Source organism: Pseudomonas sp. LAIL14HWK12:I10, from assembly GCF_900184205.1.
In the GTDB taxonomy this organism is placed as follows: domain Bacteria; phylum Pseudomonadota; class Gammaproteobacteria; order Pseudomonadales; family Pseudomonadaceae; genus Aquipseudomonas; species Aquipseudomonas kermanshahensis.
Window position 1 is genome coordinate 345633 of record NZ_FXWU01000003.1, and the last position, 17807, is coordinate 363439.

Consider the following 17807-nt stretch of genomic DNA (forward strand, 5'->3'; position numbering starts at 1 on the left):
TGGAGTTTCGAAAAGTACCGAAACTGCCGAGGTACTGACGTGTACCCATCAAGCGCCGCGCACTACCCTGTGACGCCCGAGCAACCCAGGATGAGTACAGGACATGCGACTTGAAACACAACGGCTGCGGCTGCGCCCTTGGCAAGATACAGATGCCGCTGACTTATACGAATACGCCAAGGACGAACGCGTTGGCCCTGTCGCGGGGTGGCCACCGCACACCAGCGTTGCGCACAGTGCCGAGATCATCCGCACCGTGTTCAATCACCCGGAGGTGTATGCCGTCGAACTGAAGGAGAACGGCCGTGCAGTGGGATGTGTGGGCGTTCTGATAGGCGGCAACAGCCACTTCGAGATCAGCGAGCAGGAAGGCGAAATCGCCTACTGGATCGGCGTGCCGTACTGGGGCAAAGGCCTGATTCCCGAAGCCGTGCGTGAAGTGATGCGGCACGGGTTTGAAACCCTGAAACTCAAGGCGCTCTGGTGTGGCTATTTCGCTGACAACACCCAGTCTTTTGTTGCCCAATCGAAGTGCGGGTTCCGCCATCACCACACCGAAGAAAACAAATACAACCCGTCCCTTCAGGATTATCGAACCGAACACATCAGCTGCATCACTTACGCGCAGTGGCTCACGCCGGCTGACCACCCATGACGGGCGTACTAACAGCCAGGTGTGATGTGCGGTGATCGCTTAGCCAACCACTTTCAACCACGGCCAGCGCTCCCGGTAGCTGGCCGCTTTTTGCTCGAACAAGCCAGGTTGCAGGTTCAATGGGTTGGGCCTTAGCAGGTCGTGCTGAAGATCATCCAGCCCATGGGTGCTGTAGAGCACGCCGGTGTGGACATCTATGCCCAGGCAGGTCGAGCTGATCAGGTAGCGGTCGATGCCATCGGTTACCCGTTGCAATGCCGGGTAAGTGACGCCGAACTTCGAGGCGTACCACAGGTGAACACGGGCCTGGTTGCGCGCCTCGACATTGACGCCAAGGTGTGCGCAGGCCTGCTGAACCCGTGCGATCACCCGGTCTTCAGCCTCCCACGACAAGTCTTCATCGAAGTAGGCAATGTCGTAATCCTTGATGCCCCACGCTGCCGGTTGCCCGGAGCGATGGTTCCAGAAGGTCTGGAACAGGCACCCCGCTGTCAGCATGCAGTGCGGTATATCCAGCGCCGGCAACAGTGACAGCAAAGCCCGGTTGATGGGGTTTTCCTGGGCAATGGCCAGTACCTGCGCGTGGCTCAGTGGCTGCATCGTTACCTCCCTGGTGATTACGGGGCTGACGATAAGCCTACCTGAGCGTCAAGACATTCGCACTGCGCTCGGCGTCGCGAGGTGATCATCATGGAAGGTCAGTGAGTTGATTGCCCTGCCCTTGGGTCATGCGCGACCCGTGTAGGAGCAGCCTTGTGCTGCGAAGAGGCCGGTGATAACACAGTAAATCTTCAGTGCTATCACCGGCCTCTTCGCAGCACAAGGCTGCTCCTACACCGGGCGCGCGTGGCTGGGGTGCGCAGTCCGCTTTTCAAGCGCGCAGCTGATACCAGGTGGTCTTGAGCTGTGAGTACTTGTCGAACGAATGCAGCGACAGGTCGCGACCAAATCCCGACTGTTTGCCACCCCCAAACGGCACCGTGACATCCAGCGCATCCACCGTGTTGACCGAAACGGTGCCAGCCTTCAGCGCCCGCGCAACGCGATGCACCTGGTTGAAGTCGTCGCTCCACACCGACGCCGCCAGGCCGTAGACACTGTCGTTGGCCAGGCGCACGGCCTGCTCCTCGCTGTCGAACGCAGTGACCGCCAGCACTGGGCCGAACACTTCCTCCCGGGCCAGGCTCATGCTGCCATCGACGCCGGCAAAGATGCTCGGTTCGATGTAGTTGTCCGAGCCGTCAATGGTGAGGCGCCGGCCACCGCACACTAGCTGGGCGCCCTGCGCGTGCGCACGGTCGATGGCGGCCTTGATGCGACCGGTCTGCTCGGCATCGACGATGGCACCCGCGCGGCTTGCCGGGTCGAGTGGGTTGCCGGGCATCCATTGGCGGGCTTTGGCTTGCAAGCGCTCGATGAACGCATCGTGGATCGAGCGCTGCACATACAGGCGCGAGTTCGCCGAACACACTTCACCCTGGTTGAAGAAAATGCCAAACGCTGCTTTTTCCGCAGCCAGGTCCAGGTCCTGGCAGGTGTCGAACACCAGGTTCGGGCTCTTGCCGCCACACTCCAGCCAGACCTGCTTGAGGTTCGACTGCGCCGAGTACTGCATGAAGTACTTGCCTACCTGAGTGGAGCCGGTGAACACCAGGCAATCGACGTCGGGGTGCAGCCCCAGCGCCCGGCCCGCGTCTTCGCCCAGGCCCGGCACGACATTCAGCACGCCCTCCGGCAAACCGGCTTCCAGCGCCAGTTGCCCCAGGCGCAGCGCCGAGAACGGCGATTGCTCGGCGGGTTTTAGCACCACGCTGTTGCCGGCCGCCAGCGCCGGCGCAAGCTTCCAGGCCGCCATGTCGAGCGGGAAGTTCCACGGCACCACGGCGGCGACCACGCCCAGCGCTTCGCGGGTGATGGTGGCGAGCGCGTTGGGCGCGGTGGGCGCTACCTGGTCGTACAGCTTGTCCAGTGCCTCGCCGTACCAGGCAAAGACATGCGCCGAGCCGGGGACGTCGATGGTGTAGGCATCCATGACCGGCTTGCCCATGTTCAGCGAGTCCAGCAGCGCGAGCTCTTCGCGGTTGGCCATGATCAGCTCGGCCAGGCGCAACAGCACCTTCTTGCGTTCGATCGGGGCCATGCGCGACCACGGGCCTTGCTCGAAGGCACGGCGTGCGGTGGCCACCGCCAGGTCGACTTCAGCCTGACCACAGGCGGCGACCTGCGCCAGCACCTGCTGGGTGGCCGGGTTGATGGCGGCGAACGTGGCGCCGCTGTTAGCGCTCACCTGCTGGCTGCCGATCAGGGCCTTGTCGGGCAAACGCAGGCTTGCAGCGCGCGTTTGCCAGTATTCGAGACGCTCCATTTTCACTCCCTATGACTGTCTTGGATTCTGGGGCTGCGCTGCAGCCCATTCGCGGCGCAAGGCCGCTCCTACAGACGATCGCCTGCACGTGTGGGAGCGGCCTTGCGTCGCGAATGGGGCGCAAAGCGCCCCCACTGGCTCAGAGCCTGCCCACTAACCGGGCAGTGCGGTCTACAGCGATACGTGTCTTGTCGACCAGTTCGTCCAGCTCGGCGTGGTTGGCCACCAGTGCCGGCGCCATGATCATCCGGCCCAAGGTCGAGCGAATGATCACGCCTTCTTCGAAGCCGAAGGTGCGGCACTGCCAGGCCAGGTCGTTCTCATTGGCAAAGCGCTTGCGGGTCGGCTTGTGTTCAGCGAACTGCAGCGCCGCCACCAGGCCCGCACCCTGCACCTGGCCAATCAAGGGGTGATCGGCAAACACTTCACGCAGGATGCGCTGCAGGTACGGCCCGGTGTCATCCTTCACCTGGCGCACGATGCCTTCATCGCGCAGCGCCTTGAGGTTGGCGATGGCCACGGCCGCCGCCACCGGGTGGCCTGAGTAGGTCAGGCCGTGGGCAAACACGCCGCCGCGTTCCACCAGGGCTTCGGCGATGCGCTTGCTCAGCACCAGGCCGCCCATGGGCACATAGCCGCTGGTCAGGCCCTTGGCGATCGACAGGGTGTCCGGCTCGAAGCCGAAATACTCATGGGCAAACCATTCGCCGGTGCGGCCAAAACCGCCGATCACCTCGTCGGCGCACAGCAGCACGTCGTACTGGCGGCAGATCCGCTGGATCTCGGGCCAGTAGCTTTCCGGTGGGAAGATCATGCCCCCGGCCCCCTGGAAGGGTTCGGCGACAAAACCGGCGACGTTTTCCGCGCCCAGTTCGAGGATCTTTTCCTCCAGTTGCAGCGCGCAGCGGCGGCCGAACTCGGCCGGGGTCAGCTCGCCACCTTCGGCGTACCAGTACGGCTCGTCGATGTGCGCCACGTCCGGGATCAGCCCACCCATCTCGTGCATGAACTTCATGCCCCCCAGCGCCGTGGCCGCCAGGGTCGAGCCGTGGTAGCCATTCCAGCGGCCAATCATGATCTTCTTGGTCGGCTGGCCAACCACCTGCCAGTAACGGCGCACGGTACGGATCAGCACCTCATTGGCCTCGGACCCGGAGTTGGTGTAGATCGCGTGGCTGTAGTGGCCAGGCAACAGGCTGAACAGCAACTCGGACAGCTCGATCACCGCTGGGTGGGTGGTGTGGAAAAACATGTTGTAGTAGGCCAACTGGTCCATCTGCGCGGCGGCGGCGGCGGTCAGGTCCTTGCGACCGTAACCCAGCTGAGTGCACCACAGCCCCGACATGCCATCCAGGTAACGCTTGCCTTCGCTGTCCCACAGGTGCAGCCGCTCACCTCCAACCATGACCCGCGGGCCTTCGGCATTGAGTGCCTTCTGGTCGAGAAAGGCATGGATGTGGTGCGCGGCGTCGGCGGCCTGGTAGTCACGGGTCTGGCGTTGGGGAGCGAAAGGCGCATTCATGGGTGGTTTTCCTTGTTGTCGGTGGGTGTTGCAGGGCTGCGGCGCTTAGCGCAGCTTGCCCATGTAGCTTTCCAGCGGGTCCTTGCCCAGCACGCCCTGGGCATTGGCCAGCGCGTCGATGAACAAGGAAAACAGTTCGGATTGCGTGCCGATGTCGAGCTTGGCATAGACGTTTTTGCGGTGGGACTTGATGGTGTCTTCCGACACCCCCAGGCGCTCGGCTAGGGACTTGGTCGAATGGCCACGCAGGATGAGCTGGGCGATACGGCACTCGCGCTCGGTCAGCAACGAGCTGCCAAAGTTGTTGAGCGCGGCATGGATACGCTGCTCCAGCACGTTCTCGAAACGCCCCCCGCGGCTCCCCAGCCCGGCGAAGTGCTTGTTGAGCACCGCCAGCACCCAAGGCGTGACACGGCCGAACAGCTCGCGGCTTGGCACGTCCAGTTTGTCGGTGAAGGCCAGCGACACCGCCAGGCTCTGGCCGGGTGCGACCTGCAGGATGTAATTGAGCTCATCCTCCAGGTGCGAATGGCGGTAGAACGACTGGTAGTACTCACTCACTTCGAAGTGGTCAGGGGCCACGTCGAACAGGCCGTAGCAGCCAGACTCGACGCGCTCCACGCAGGCACCGTAGAACGGGTCGAGCAGGTAGAACCCGGAAAGGTAGCGGCTGACATTGCCTTCTGGCAGCCAGGGCGCCTTGTCATCCTGCTCGAACAGCGCGCTCGGCATGCCGTCATGGGGGTAGAGGTAGACGGTGGTGGCCTGGATCGGCCGGATCAACCCGAGCGCACCGAACAAGGTGGCGGCAAAGCCCGGTTGGCCGATCATGTCGGTCACCTTGGCCATGTGCTCGAACCACTGCTCTGAAGCCAATTGGTCACTGTTCACTGGAGTTCTGCCGGTAGCGGGAAACGGTATCGCCGTCGGGGCGGCGCGTTGTTTGCAAATACTCCCACGGCCAGGCAGAGACCGAAATCACCCTTTGGGGTGAGCGTTTTCAGGCGACGACCGGCTCACCCCAAAGGGTGATTTCGAGTGTGCCCGGGGTGTGGGAGCATCGTCCGGCCCCACCCCTGAGGGCCGCGCACCGCACGCTGGCCCAGCCTCCTTTCATGACACCACACGGTATCGAGCCCACTCGCCTACCGCGGCGTCCTGCATCCGATTTCAGGAGTTAGCAATGCATACAACAACAACTACAGCCCAACCCGCCCATGCTGCGTCGTCCTCCAGCCCTTCGGGCCGCTTCAGAAAATCCATGGGGCTGAGCGCCCTGGTGCTGTTCGGCCTTGCCTACATGGTGCCACTGGCGGTATTCACCACCTATGGCCTGGTTACCCAGATGACCAAGGGGCACCTGCCCACCGCCTACCTGCTGACCCTCGCCGCCATGCTGCTGACTGCCTACAGCTATGGCCGCATGGTGCAAGCGCACCCCTATTCCGGCTCCGTGTACACCTACACCCGCAAAGCCTTCGGCACCCACATCGGCTTCATGACCGGCTGGACGCTGCTGCTCGACTACATCTTCTTGCCGTTGCTCAGCTACCTGCTGATCGGCATCTACATGTCGGAGTACTTCCCGGCCATCCACGCCTGGGTGTGGGTCGCAGGCTCCATCGCCCTGGTGACCTTCCTCAACCTGATCGGTATCGAATCGATTACCCGGGTGAACTGGATTCTGGTGGTCGTCCAGCTGGTGTTCATCATCGTCTTCGTCGGCTTGTCGATCAGCAACCTGGCCGGCCAGTCGGCACCTGTGTCATTGCTTGCGCCCTTCCACCATGAGGGCTTCAGTGTGCCACTAATCATGACCGGCGCCGCGGTGCTGTGCCTGTCGTTTCTTGGTTTCGATGCGGTCTCGACCATGGCCGAGGAAACCAGCAACCCGACGTTTCGCATCCCACTGGCGATCATGGCCGTGTCACTGATCGGCGGGCTGCTGTTTCTGGTGGTGTCGTATTGCGCGCAGATGGTCTTCCCGGAGTGGGGCAGCTTCGCCGACCCCGACTCGGCCTCGGTGGACGTGATGCGCCGGGTGGGCGGTGAACTGTTGGTGACGGCGTTTACCGCCACCTATGTCGCCGGCTGCTTCGCTTCGGCCATGGTCTCCCAGGCAAGCGTGTCGCGGGTGCTGTTCGCCATGGGGCGCGATGGGGCGTTGCCGGCGGTGTTTGGTCAACTGGTGACGAAAAAGCGCGTACCGGCGGCGGCGATCATGCTGGTCAGCCTGCTGTCGCTGATCGCCCTGTTCATCACCCTCGACACCGTCGCCAACATGATCAGCTTCGGCGCGTTGTTCGCGTTTTCCGCCGTGAACCTGGCCGTGGTCAAGCACTACCTGGTCGACCAGAAGCTGCGTGGCACGCGCAACTGCCTGCTGTACGGCGTGGTTCCTGGGCTGGGGTTTCTCAGTACGCTGTGGCTGTGGAGCAGCTTGTCGAGCCTGTCGTTCACCATCGGGCTGTGCTGGATGGGCGTGGGGTTCGCCTGCCTGCTTGGGCTGACCCGGGCGTTTCGGGTGAAACTGCCCGAGCTGCAGATGGCCGAATAAGGCTCAGAGCGTCATGAGCATTTCGTGCCAGGCCATGCCACCGTGCTCCGAGGGCGATGGCTGCACGTAGGTGTAGCCCAGCTTTTGGTACAGCGCGACATGCTGCTCTTTGCACATCAGGTGGATGGTCTGCTTGCCCTGGGCCTTCATGCGCTGGATGAACTCGCTCATCAGCCGTTTTGCATAGCCTTTGCCCTGGTGTGCGGTGTCGACCACCACCGACATGATCACCACGTTCGGTGCCGCTGGGTCATGGCCGACCAGCTCCTTGAAGGCCTCGTCAGACATGACCACGTCATGCGCACAGCCACTGTTGATGAAGCCGACGGTTTCGCCCTCGGCTTCGAGCAGCAGAAAACCTTCCGGGTACTGGGCAATGCGGGTGCGGATTTTTTCCAGGGTTGCCGCTTCATCCCCTTCATAGGCGCCGATTTCGATCGCGTAGCAGCGTTCGGCGTCGGCGGGCACGGGGTTGCGGAACTGAGGGGCGCTCATGCGCTGACTCCTTGGGGTAATGACGACAGGCTGCATGATAAATCACTGCCGATTATTTTCAGCATGACAGGATCGTTTCCTGGGCTGAGCGATCTGATTACCATGCCACCCTCGCCACCTCGACACGGAAACGCCCAATGACTGCTACCGCCACGTGCCTCACCGAACCCGGCCGCTGTGCACGCCTGAAAGCGTCCAGCAGCCGCGACCACGACAGTGTCGATGCACTGGTCATGGCCGCACGCCCCTTCGAGGACCGTGAGCGCTATGCCCGCTTCCTGCAGGTGCAACACCGTTTCCATGGCAGCCTGACGGCGTTGTACCGCGACGAGCAGCTGAATCGACGGCTGCCGGGGTTGGTGCATTTATCGCGGTTCGAAGCGGTGGAGGCAGATCTGCAAGCCCTGGGGTTGCCGCTGCCTTCTGCGCCGCAACGGGTTATTGCCAGCCCTGCCGAGGCGCTGGGTTGGCTGTATTGCAGCGAAGGGTCGAACCTGGGGGCGGCGTTCCTGTTCAAACAGACCCAGCGCCTGGGCCTGGATGGCAACCTGGGCGCTCGGCACCTGGCGCCCCACCCCGATGGCCGCGGCCTGCACTGGCGTGAGTTTGTCGCCAAGCTTGATGGGTTGGCACTGGAGGCTGATGAGGAAGCGGAGGTGGTTGCCGGGGTGATTGCCGCGTTTGACAGTTATCGGGGGCATGTGCGGGCTGTGTTTGTGGCGGGTGGGGGTTGATAGTGCGTTGGGGCTGACAGGTGGTTGGCTGGGGATTTTTGGCGCGTTTGAGATCGAGCGCCGCCCGCGCGGCGCTCGATCTCATAGGCGCCAAATCAATCACCCCTATCACCTCTAGAACTTTTCCCTATTTAAAGGTCTATCTGCACAGGTAAATAGAACCAGAGGTTGGCTTCGCTCATGAAAATGCATGTCGCACGGTTGATGCTTCTCAGCCTGTTCACGTTCGCGGCGGTGGGCTCGGCATCAGCATCACAGATGAAGACCTCGAACGCGGTCTCCCCGGCGGCAACCGTTCAGGCACCGCAGCATCCGGCAGAAAACCCGTGGCCGACCGTGGCCAGCCTGGCGGGTGAACACACGGCGCCGTTGCTCGCCCATGATGACCGCGACTGGCACGATGATCGTTGGCACGATCGCAGAGGCGAATGGCGCCGCGAACAATGGCGCCGCGAGCAAGCCCGCCGCGAAGCCGAGCGCCGACGCGATTGGGAACGCCGTCGTGATTGGGAGCGCCGCCATGAACGGGCGATGCATCACCGCTATCAGGACGATCACCGCTACTATCGCCGTTGATGCGCGGCCCCGGTAGGAGCAGCCTTGTGCTGCGAAGAGGCCAGTGACAGCAACGACGATTTACTGGGTGGCTACCGGCCTCTTCGCAGCGCAAGGCTGCTCCTACAGGGAAATGCTTAACGGCCGATGGTCTGGCCGGGTCCCATTCTGTTTTATCAGCTCGGCGATTCGACAACTGTGGTTTCGGCAGCCTCTGCCAGCTTCAACCGGTCAGCTTTGCTGATGTACTTGGGCTTGCTTTTCGGCGCCAGCTTGGCACTGGCTTTCTTGGCATGCGCCTGCATCAACTGTTTGATCTTCTTACGACGGTTCATGGTTCCACTGGGCCTGTAGGTCTGGTTACGCTGTAGGCATCATACCTGTACGCCTGAGAAATCAAACCCGCGAATATCCGCTACGAAAACTGCCCGGCGTCAGCCCCACCACCTTTTTGAATGCCCGGTTCAAATGGCTCTGGTCGAAGAACCCGCACGCGATGGCGGCATCGGCGATACTCAGGCCTGCACGCAACAGGCGCTGGGCGTGGGCGACCCGCACCTGGATCTGGTAGCTGTGGGGCGAGATGCCCACGCTCTTCTTGAATACCCGGATTAAGTACAACGGCTCAAGGCCTACCAGGCTGGCCAGGTGCTCCAGCGAGACGTGCTGGTCGTATTCGTCTTCGAGCTTATGCCGCACCTGCTGCACGGCCTGCTTTTCGATGGCCTCGGTGGCTGCATCGCACAGGCTGCTGGGCGCGAACAACAAGGGCAGCAACTCCAGCAACAGGCTTTCTCGCTCCAGACTACAGTGCGACGCCTCGAGCGCTTGATGGTGATGCAAAAACGTGCGGGCCAGTGCCGGGCGCTCGGCGAACGCAGCCCGGAACAGGTGGATGAAGTCGCTGGCCTGCTTCGGCATCAAGGTGCCATTGAGCCAGTGTGGGTCCACATACAGCATGCGGTACATCCAGCCCTGCTCATGGGCGGGCACGCCATCGTGGATCTCCCCGGGGCTGATGGTAACCATACTCCCCGGCCCGCCCAGGTCATGGCGACCGCGGTAGTACATGCGCTCCATGCCGGCGCTGATAACGCCCACGGCATAGCGATCATGCGAGTGGCGGCCGAACGCCTGGTGGCTGTATCGCGCGGTCAGCAGTTCACACCCCCCTTCAGGTATGCGCCTGAACGCAGCGAAATCCTTGTTCACCTTGTCCCCCTCTCCCAAGCTCAACCACCGCGTGTGCAGTTTTTTACAATACGTTCCGACGGTAGCTGGCTACGTTATCACGCCTTAAACAGGCACTGATCAACGGGAACCCTCATGTCGACCAACAACAACCGCGCAATCCTCGAACTGACGTTCGGCGGGTTGATGCTCAGCCTTTCCGCCTTGACTGTCGCATTCGCCCAGATAGGCGCCGGCGGCGCGGGCTTCTACCGGATGCTGTTTGCCTCCATCCTGTTCTTCCTGCTGCTCAAGGCGCGGCGTACGCCGGTCATGCTCAAGGGCTTCAAGGCGCAGCTGTACACCGGGCTTGCGGGCGTGTTTCTGGCCATCGACCTGGCACTCTGGCACCAGAGCATCTACATCGTCGGCCCTGGCATCGGTTCGATCCTGACCAATTGCCAGGTGTTTTTCATGACCTTCCTGGGTTTTTACCTGCTCAAGGAACGGCCCTCGGCCAACTTCCTCGTCTCGATCACCCTGGCCTTTATCGGGCTGTACCTGTTGCTGATGCCAGAAATGAGCAGTGCGCTGGGCATGAAGGGCGTCATCTATGGGGTACTGTCGGGGCTGGCCTATGCCGTCTGTGTGTACTTCCTCAAGGTCAACACCCAGTTGCCCGACGGCGGTGGCGACAAGATCGCGCAGATGCTCAACCTGAGCCTGTGGGCTGCGCTGGTCTTGCTTGGCTACGCCCTGGCCAACGGTGAGAGCCTGGCGATCAACGATGGGCAGACCTGGCTGATGTTGGTGATCTATGGCGTGCTGGTGCAGTTCGTCGGCTGGCTGTTGGTCAACCGTTCGATTGGCGCGATCAGCCTGGGCCTGGCGGGCTTGATCCTGCTGCTGGAGCCGGTGATCACCTACTTCATCGACATCGCCTTCCTTGGCAAGGCCAACTCGACGCTCCAAGTGTGCGGCGCGTTACTGACCATTCTGGCGGTTTACATCGGCTCGATACGCCCCCCGAAAAAAGCCGACGCAGCCCTGCCCGACGCCACCTGAAACGCCCCGGCCGGGCATGCATCCCGTCTCATTGCGCTGCGCCTTGACGTTATTTTCACAACCTTCAGATTAGCGTCACGCCCTTTCCGGCCACGCGCGCATTGGGTGGCTGCCAAGGTTCTACGAGGCATACGTGTCAGCTATTAAAAAAATCCCCACGCGCAAAGGCGTGGACTGGGCCGGCCTGGGCTGGCTCCTGCTGTTCTTCTGGTATTTCTCCGGCGTTACCCAGGCGCTGCTGCTGTTCAGTGGCACCACCGGCTTTGCCGGCTTTCGCGATGCGCTGTTTCTCAGCAGCCTGTGGCTGGCCCCTGTACTGCTGCTGCCGCGCTTTACCCGCGCCACAGCGGCAGTCATCGGCCTGGTGCTGTGGGCCGCCTCGCTGGTCGGCCTGAGCTACTTCGGCATCTATCGCCAGGAGTTCTCGCAAAGCGTCATCTTCGTGATGTTCGAGTCCAATACCGCCGAGGCTGGCGAGTATTTCAGCCAGTACTTCAGCCTCTGGCTGGGCCTGGCGCTGCTGCTGTATACCGTGGTGGCCGTGCTGCTGTACAAGCGCGTGCGCCCGGTCACGCTGACCTTGCGCAGCCGCATTCCGGTGGTTGTCCTGCTGCTGGTGGCCAACCTGGTGTACCCCTTCTACAAACAGATGGTCACCCAGGAACGCAACTTTGCCGACGCTGCCGAAAAGGTTCAGCAACGCATGGAACCTGCCGTGCCGTGGCAGTTGCTGGTCGGCTACAAGCAATACCGCCAACAGTTGAACAACATGCAGGAACTGCTGGCGCAGAACGCTGCGCTGCCACCCTTGCAGAACCTGCGCAACAGCAGCGGTGACGCGCCGCGCACGTTGGTCCTGGTGCTGGGCGAATCGACCACCCGCGAGCACATGCACCTGTACGGCTACCCGCGCGATACCACGCCCAACCTTGATGCGCTGGCCGCCAGCGACAAGGGCCTGACGGTGTTCAGCAACGTGGTGTCGCCACGCCCCTACACCATCGAAGTGATGCAGCAGATCCTGACCTTTGGTGACGAACAGCACCCGGACCGCTTCCTCACCGACCCGTCGCTGATCAACTTGATGAAACAGGCAGGCTACAAGACCTTCTGGATCACCAACCAGCAGACCATGACCAAGCGCAACACCATGCTGACCACCTTCTCCCAGCAAACGGACGTGCCGGTCTACCTGAACAACCAGCGCAACCAAAACGCCAGCCAGTACGACGAAGTGGTGCTGGACCCGTTCGAGAAAGCCTTACAAGACCCTGCACCGAACAAGTTCATCATCATCCATCTGCTGGGTACGCACATGGATTACCGCTACCGCTACCCGAATGCCTTCCAGCATTTCAGCGATCGCCAGGGCGTGCCGGCCAAGCTTTCGCCCAGCGAGGTGGAAACCTACAACTTCTATGACAACGCAGTGCGCTACAACGACCACGTGGTGTCGAGCCTGATCAAGCGCTACTCGGCCACCACCCCCAACGGCTTCTTGCTGTACCTCTCCGACCACGGTGAGGATGTTTACAGCTCGGGCGATCACGACCGCCTGGGGCGCAACGAAGGCGCCCCGACCCGGCCGATGTACACCATCCCGTTCCTGCTGTGGACCTCACCCAGCTGGCAAGCGGCCCACCCGCGCGACCTGCAGGCCACGGCCAACCGTGCCTACAGCAGTTCGCACCTGATTCACACGCTGTCCGATCTGGCCGGGCTCAGCTATGACCTGTACGACCCTGCCAAAAGCATCGTCAACCCGCAGTTCGAGGTTGTGCCGCGCTGGATCGGTGACCCCTACCGCAACAACGGCCTGCGCGAGTTCGACCACCTGCCACAGGACAAGGCCGAGCCTGTGCAGGAGACGGCCAGCAACGTGAAATAACCCCCTCACAACCACCGGGAGCGGCCTTGAGCCGCGCCCGGTCGGCGCTTAAATTAAATTTAAATTGATTTTAGACTAAGCCTGTTACAAGCTCTGCCTACTCCCTACAGCGCAGAGCCCACCATGCCCGCAGCCCCCCGAGAACCCCGCAAGGACGGTGCCGTCACCCGTACCCGGATCCTGGAATCCGCCGGTGAACTGTTCGCCGCGCTCGGTTATGCCGAAACCAGCAACAAGGCCGTGGCCGCCAAGGCCGAGGTCGACCTGGCGTCGATCAATTACCACTTTGGCAGCCGCAACGGCCTGTATCTGGCCGTGCTCGACGAGGCGCGCCAGCGCTTTCTGGATATCAGCGACTTGCAGCGGATCACCCAGGGCACACAGCCGGCGGCAGAAAAACTGCGGGTATTGGTAGAGCTGGTGGTTCGCAAGGCCTCCCAGGCCCAGGACAATTGGCACCTGCGTGTGCTGGCCGCCGAAATCCTCGCCCCCAGCCCCCACGGCCAGGCCCACCTGCAGGCCGCAGCGCCGCTGAAGCTGGCGCTGCTGAAAGGGCTGTTCAGCGAAATCACCGCCATCCCCGTGGACGCCCCTGCCCTCACCCGCTGCATCCTCTGCGTCACCGCGCCCTGGGCCATGCTGCTGATCGGCCCGCGCGGCGGGTCGGGGGCGCTGCACGAGATTCTTCAAATGCCCGGCGATGCAGTGGCTGCCCAGCTGTACAGCTTCGCCCTGGCAGGCCTGCAGGAAGTTGGCCGCCAGTATGCCCAGGCGGGCGTCAACTGATCACGCACGGATCGCGGCTCCCACGAACGCCTCACTCAGTTCAGGTCAGCCCCATGCACTCGACAGCCGATAACACCTCCCCCACCGCGCAAGCCGCAGCGGATACGCACACGTCTATCCCGCTGCTGCTGGCCGCACTGATGCTGGTGATGTTCCTCGCGGCCCTCGACCAGACCATCGTCTCGACCGCGCTGCCGACCATCGTCAGCGACCTTGGCGGGCTGCGCTGGCTGTCCTGGGTCGTCACCGCCTACCTGCTGGCGTCTACGGTGGTGGTGCCGTTGTACGGCAAGTTCGGTGACCTGTATGGCCGCAAGCGGGTATTGCAGATTGCCATCGTGCTGTTCCTGCTCGGTTCGGCGCTGTGCGGCGCGGCGCAAGACATGGCCCAGCTGATCGCCTTCCGGGCCCTGCAAGGCTTGGGCGGCGGCGGCCTGATGGTGGTGGCGATGGCCGCGATCGGCGATGTCATCGCGCCGGCCGAACGCGGCCGTTACCAAGGCTTGTTCGGCGGCGTGTTCGGCCTGGCGACGGTGGTGGGCCCGCTGATCGGCGGTTTTCTGGTGGAGCACCTGTCCTGGCACTGGATCTTCTATATCAACCTGCCGCTGGGCCTGCTCGCGCTGCTGGTGATCGGCGGCGTGTTCCGCCCACACGTGGCTCGGGTCAAACACGTGGTCGACTACATCGGTGCGTTCTTTCTGACCGTGGCCCTGGCGGCCGTGGTGCTCATCACCAGCCTGGGCGGCAGCCTGCTGCCGTGGGCCTCGCTGGATGTGCTGTGCCTGGCGATGTTCGCCCTGATCGGCCTGGTCGGCTTCGTTTTCGAACAACGCCGCGCCGCCGAACCGATCATGCCGCTGCACCTGTTTCGCCATCGCACCTTCGTGCTCGCCGGCCTGATTGGCTTTATTGTCGGGGTGTCGCTGTTCGGTGCGGTGACCTTCCTGCCGCTGTACATGCAGGTGGTGAAAAACGCCACGCCGACCAGTGCCGGCTTGCAGATGCTGCCGTTGATGGGCGGCCTGCTGGTGGTGTCGGCGATTACCGGGCGGCTGATCAGTCGCTGGGGCCGCTACCGGATCTTCCCAATCGTCGGCACCCTGCTGCAGGTGATTGCCCTGGGCCTGCTCAGCCGGCTGGACCTGCACCCCCCCATGGCGTTGATGAACGTCTACATGGGCCTGCTGGGTGCCGGGCTGGGCATGGTCATGCAGGTGCTGATCCTGGCCGTGCAGAACAGTGTCGAGCCTCGCCACATGGGCGTGGCGACGTCTGGCGCCACGCTGTTCCGCTCGATTGGCGGCTCAATCGGCGTGTCACTGTTCGGCGCATTGTTTTCCCATGCGTTGCTGGGGCAACTGAGCGGCGACTTCGCCAGCCAGGCTGGGGCAGCGGCCAGCCTGTCACCCACCGCGGTGCATGCATTGCCGGCCGCCTTGCAACAGACTTACCTGGAAGCGTTTTCTGCCGCCATGCACGAGGTGTTCCTGATGGCCTGCCTGATTACCAGTGTGGCATTCGCCTTATCGTGGCTGCTGCGCGAGGTGCCACTGCGCCGGGCTCAAGCGCCTGACAAGGCTGCCCCCGTCGCTGTGCCCAGCCGTCGATAGCTGTAAAGCGCCACCAACGCGACCGCCACTCCCGCGACCACCGCGACTTGATAACCCGCCTTGGCGCCCAACAGGTCGACCACCTGCCCTGACGCCAACGCCCCCAGCGCGACACCGACATTCAACCCCGCCAGCAGCCAGGTCATGCCCTCGGTGAGCTGCTGTGCGGGCACACGGCGCTCCACCAGCGACATAGCCACGATCAGCGTCGGCGCAAAGAACAGGCCCGCCAGCAGAACGGCAGCAGCTAGCCCAAAGACGCTGTCAGCCAACAGCAACGGCAAGGTCGTCACTGCTGTCGCCAGGCCGCCCAGCAACAGCAGCCGGTGCAAGGGCGTTGGCAATTTCAAGGCCCCGAATACCAGGCCAGCAGCGCAGGAACCGACGGCATAGCACGCCAATACCACGCTGGCCGCTGCCGGCATGCCGGCCTGTTCGGCAAAGGCCACGCTGACGATGTCGACGCTGCCCACGATCACGCCCATGGCCACCATCAGCAACGCCAGCAGCCGAACATCCCAGTGCTGCAACACCGAGCCCTGGCCTTTCGATGCACCCGCGTCTGCATCCACGGGCGGTTCGCTGCCGGTTTGGGCGACCAGGGCGAACACCCCGATCGCCAACAGCAGCGCAGCAGCCAATGGCCCGGCATGGGGCAGCACACCCACGCAGAGCCCCACCGACACCGGTGGCCCAGCAATGAACGTGACCTCGTCGAGCACCGTCTCCAGGGAATACGCCACCTGCAACTGCGGCGTGCCCCGGTACAGCGCCGTCCAGCGCGCACGCACCATCGCCGACATGCTGGGCATGAAGCCCGCCAACGCGGCCCCGACGAACAGCCCCCAATCGGGCGCTTGCCACCAGGTACAGGCCAGCAGCACCAACAGGCCCACCACACACAAGCCTGCAGCGGCGGGCAGCACACGGCGCTGCCCGTGCCGGTCGACCAAGCGGGACACCTGCGGTGACATCAGCGCATAGGTCAACACGAACGTCGCCGCCACGGCCCCCGCCAGGGCATAGCTACCGCGTAGCTGCGAGAGCAGAGTGATGATGCCGATGCCCGTCATTGGCAAAGGCAAACGTGCCACCAGGCCTGCCAAGGCGAAGCCGGCCGTGCCTTTTGCCTGGAACAGCTGGCGGTAAGGGTTGAGCATGATCGACTCTCCGTATCGAAAAAAGCGGCTTACATACAAGCCGTATGATTAAAACCCTATTATCATACGCACTGAATGTAAAGCCGCATTTCCAGGAGCCCCAATGGTCAGACGTACCCGCGCCGACATGGAACAGACCCGCGCCACTCTGCTGGAGACCGCTCGCCAGGTTTTCAGCCAACGTGGTTATGGTGAAACATCGATGGACGACCTGACGGCCCAGGCCAACCTCACCCGTGGCGCCCTTTATCATCATTTCGGCGACAAGAAGGGCCTTTTGGCCGCCGTTATCGCGCAAATCGACGCAGAAATGGACGCGCGGCTGCACGCGATTTCCGACACGGCCAGCGACCCCTGGGAGGGCTTTCGCAACCGCTGCCGCGCCTACCTGGAAATGGCCCGCGAGCCGGAGATTCAGCGCATCGTGTTGCGTGATGGGCGTGCCGTATTGGGTGCCCCTACCCCGCAAGCGCAGCTGCACTGCGTCGCGTCGCTGCGCAGCATGCTGGAGCAGTTGATGGCGCAGGGCGTGGTCGCCCAGGCCAATCCACAGGCGTTGGCGTCGCTGATCTGCGGGGGCCTGGCAGAAACGGCATTCTGGATTGCCGAAGAAGAGGGCCAAGGCCAAAGGCTGGAGCAGGCCCTGGACGCCATGGAACTGATGCTCAAGGGGCTGCGCAACCCCTGCTGAAAAACCGCGCAGGCGGACTATCCTGTGAGAGGGGGTTCACGCCCACAGGAGGTGTGCCATGCGTTCGCTCACATGGAGTTACCTGCTGGTGCTGCTGTGCACTGCACCTGCCGCCCAGGCGCAGTCAGTGGTACCGCTGAAAGGCCAGAGCAGCCAGCAGATGCAACTGGACATCAATGATTGCAATACCGTCGCCACCAATGCCGCGAACAGCGCCTCGACATCCAGCGATGCCCACGTTGGTGGCCGGGTACGCGGCGCGGCAGCTGGCGCAGCTGCAGGTGCCGTCGGCGCGCAGGTCCGCGGCAATCAGCATGAAGAGCTATACGACCGGGCCAGCGACGATGCCAAGCAGCAATACCGGCAAAACCGCGCCGGTGAAACCGCCGCTGCCGGTGCGGCAGTGGGTGGCATGCGCCAGCGCCAGGATCGCCGCCAGGACCGGCGTACCCAGGGCGAAGCGCAGAGCTCGGCCCATGCCAGCGCGTACAGCGGTTGCCTGCAAGGGCGTGGGTACCAGGTCAACCCTTGAAGGTTTGATGCACCAAGGT

General features: G+C 62.9%; 18 protein-coding genes. 10 read left to right on the top strand and 8 right to left on the bottom strand.

What is annotated here, in order from left to right; genetic code table 11:
• The first annotated feature begins 103 nt into the window (after positions 1-103).
• Complete coding sequence (locus QOS90_RS08630; RefSeq protein ID WP_085273144.1) at positions 104-655, top strand: GNAT family N-acetyltransferase; 552 nt, start codon at positions 104-106, stop codon at positions 653-655.
• A 39-nt stretch (positions 656-694) separates the two neighbouring features.
• On the opposite strand, the gene QOS90_RS08635 is transcribed toward QOS90_RS08630, so the two are convergent.
• The 4 genes from QOS90_RS08635 to QOS90_RS08650 all read right to left on the bottom strand — a co-directional run bounded on the left by QOS90_RS08635 (position 695) and on the right by QOS90_RS08650 (position 5391).
• On the bottom strand, positions 695-1255 hold the full coding sequence (locus QOS90_RS08635; protein ID WP_027596234.1) for a nucleotidyltransferase family protein: 561 nt from the start codon (positions 1253-1255) through the stop codon (positions 695-697).
• A 271-nt stretch (positions 1256-1526) separates the two neighbouring features.
• A complete protein-coding gene (locus QOS90_RS08640) occupies positions 1527-3020 on the bottom strand; it encodes an aldehyde dehydrogenase (RefSeq protein ID WP_085273143.1) in 1494 nt (497 codons plus the stop codon).
• A 139-nt stretch (positions 3021-3159) separates the two neighbouring features.
• Positions 3160-4542 carry an aspartate aminotransferase family protein gene (locus QOS90_RS08645; protein WP_027596232.1) on the bottom strand — a complete coding sequence of 461 codons (1383 nt, stop codon included), beginning with the start codon at positions 4540-4542 and terminating at the stop codon, positions 3160-3162.
• A 45-nt stretch (positions 4543-4587) separates the two neighbouring features.
• Positions 4588-5391 (bottom strand): helix-turn-helix domain-containing protein, encoded by an 804-nt coding sequence (locus tag QOS90_RS08650; protein WP_050580799.1) that lies wholly within the window; start codon positions 5389-5391, stop codon positions 4588-4590.
• Between the two features lie 334 nt (positions 5392-5725).
• Here QOS90_RS08650 and QOS90_RS08655 point away from each other — a divergent pair, with 334 nt between their 5' ends.
• Positions 5726-7099: an APC family permease gene (locus tag QOS90_RS08655; RefSeq protein WP_027596230.1), complete on the top strand. Its 1374-nt coding sequence runs from the start codon at positions 5726-5728 to the stop codon at positions 7097-7099.
• A gap of 3 nt (positions 7100-7102) precedes the next feature.
• On the opposite strand, the gene QOS90_RS08660 is transcribed toward QOS90_RS08655, so the two are convergent.
• Entirely contained in the window at positions 7103-7594 is a 492-nt protein-coding gene (locus tag QOS90_RS08660) for a GNAT family N-acetyltransferase (protein WP_027596229.1), read from the bottom strand.
• A 137-nt stretch (positions 7595-7731) separates the two neighbouring features.
• Between QOS90_RS08660 and QOS90_RS08665 the strand changes: the two genes are divergently transcribed.
• Positions 7732-8328, top strand: coding sequence for a biliverdin-producing heme oxygenase (locus tag QOS90_RS08665; protein ID WP_085273142.1), 597 nt, complete (start codon positions 7732-7734; stop codon positions 8326-8328).
• A 180-nt stretch (positions 8329-8508) separates the two neighbouring features.
• Positions 8509-8904, top strand: coding sequence for a hypothetical protein (locus QOS90_RS08670; protein WP_027596227.1), 396 nt, complete (start codon positions 8509-8511; stop codon positions 8902-8904).
• Positions 8905-9059: 155 nt separating this feature from the next.
• On the opposite strand, the gene QOS90_RS08675 is transcribed toward QOS90_RS08670, so the two are convergent.
• Together QOS90_RS08675 and QOS90_RS08680 are read right to left on the bottom strand one after the other, a co-directional pair.
• Positions 9060-9218, bottom strand: coding sequence for a DUF2986 domain-containing protein (locus tag QOS90_RS08675; RefSeq protein ID WP_081717545.1), 159 nt, complete (start codon positions 9216-9218; stop codon positions 9060-9062).
• A 61-nt stretch (positions 9219-9279) separates the two neighbouring features.
• A complete protein-coding gene (locus tag QOS90_RS08680) occupies positions 9280-10095 on the bottom strand; it encodes a helix-turn-helix transcriptional regulator (protein ID WP_256215309.1) in 816 nt (271 codons plus the stop codon).
• 114 nt (positions 10096-10209) lie between these two features.
• On the opposite strand from QOS90_RS08680, the gene QOS90_RS08685 reads away from it, so the two are divergent.
• The 4 genes from QOS90_RS08685 (at position 10210) to QOS90_RS08700 (ending at position 15405) form a co-directional block, all read left to right on the top strand.
• Positions 10210-11118: a DMT family transporter gene (locus QOS90_RS08685; protein ID WP_027596225.1), complete on the top strand. Its 909-nt coding sequence runs from the start codon at positions 10210-10212 to the stop codon at positions 11116-11118.
• Between the two features lie 133 nt (positions 11119-11251).
• Positions 11252-13006, top strand: a complete 1755-nt coding sequence (locus QOS90_RS08690; RefSeq protein WP_218190602.1) for a phosphoethanolamine transferase CptA — start codon at positions 11252-11254, stop codon at positions 13004-13006.
• A 123-nt stretch (positions 13007-13129) separates the two neighbouring features.
• Complete coding sequence (locus tag QOS90_RS08695; RefSeq protein WP_027596223.1) at positions 13130-13792, top strand: TetR/AcrR family transcriptional regulator; 663 nt, start codon at positions 13130-13132, stop codon at positions 13790-13792.
• A 53-nt stretch (positions 13793-13845) separates the two neighbouring features.
• Positions 13846-15405 (top strand): MDR family MFS transporter, encoded by a 1560-nt coding sequence (locus tag QOS90_RS08700; RefSeq protein ID WP_085273141.1) that lies wholly within the window; start codon positions 13846-13848, stop codon positions 15403-15405.
• Here the strand turns inward: QOS90_RS08700 and QOS90_RS08705 are convergent.
• Positions 15357-16565, bottom strand: a complete 1209-nt coding sequence (locus QOS90_RS08705; RefSeq protein ID WP_085273140.1) for an MFS transporter — start codon at positions 16563-16565, stop codon at positions 15357-15359. The genes QOS90_RS08700 and QOS90_RS08705 overlap by 49 nt on opposite strands.
• Positions 16566-16668: 103 nt before the next feature.
• Between QOS90_RS08705 and QOS90_RS08710 the strand changes: the two genes are divergently transcribed.
• Positions 16669-17256: a TetR/AcrR family transcriptional regulator gene (locus QOS90_RS08710; RefSeq protein ID WP_085273139.1), complete on the top strand. Its 588-nt coding sequence runs from the start codon at positions 16669-16671 to the stop codon at positions 17254-17256.
• Positions 17257-17314: 58 nt separating this feature from the next.
• Positions 17315-17788 carry a YMGG-like glycine zipper-containing protein gene (locus QOS90_RS08715; protein ID WP_085273138.1) on the top strand — a complete coding sequence of 158 codons (474 nt, stop codon included), beginning with the start codon at positions 17315-17317 and terminating at the stop codon, positions 17786-17788.
• The last annotated feature ends 19 nt before the right edge of the window (positions 17789-17807 follow it).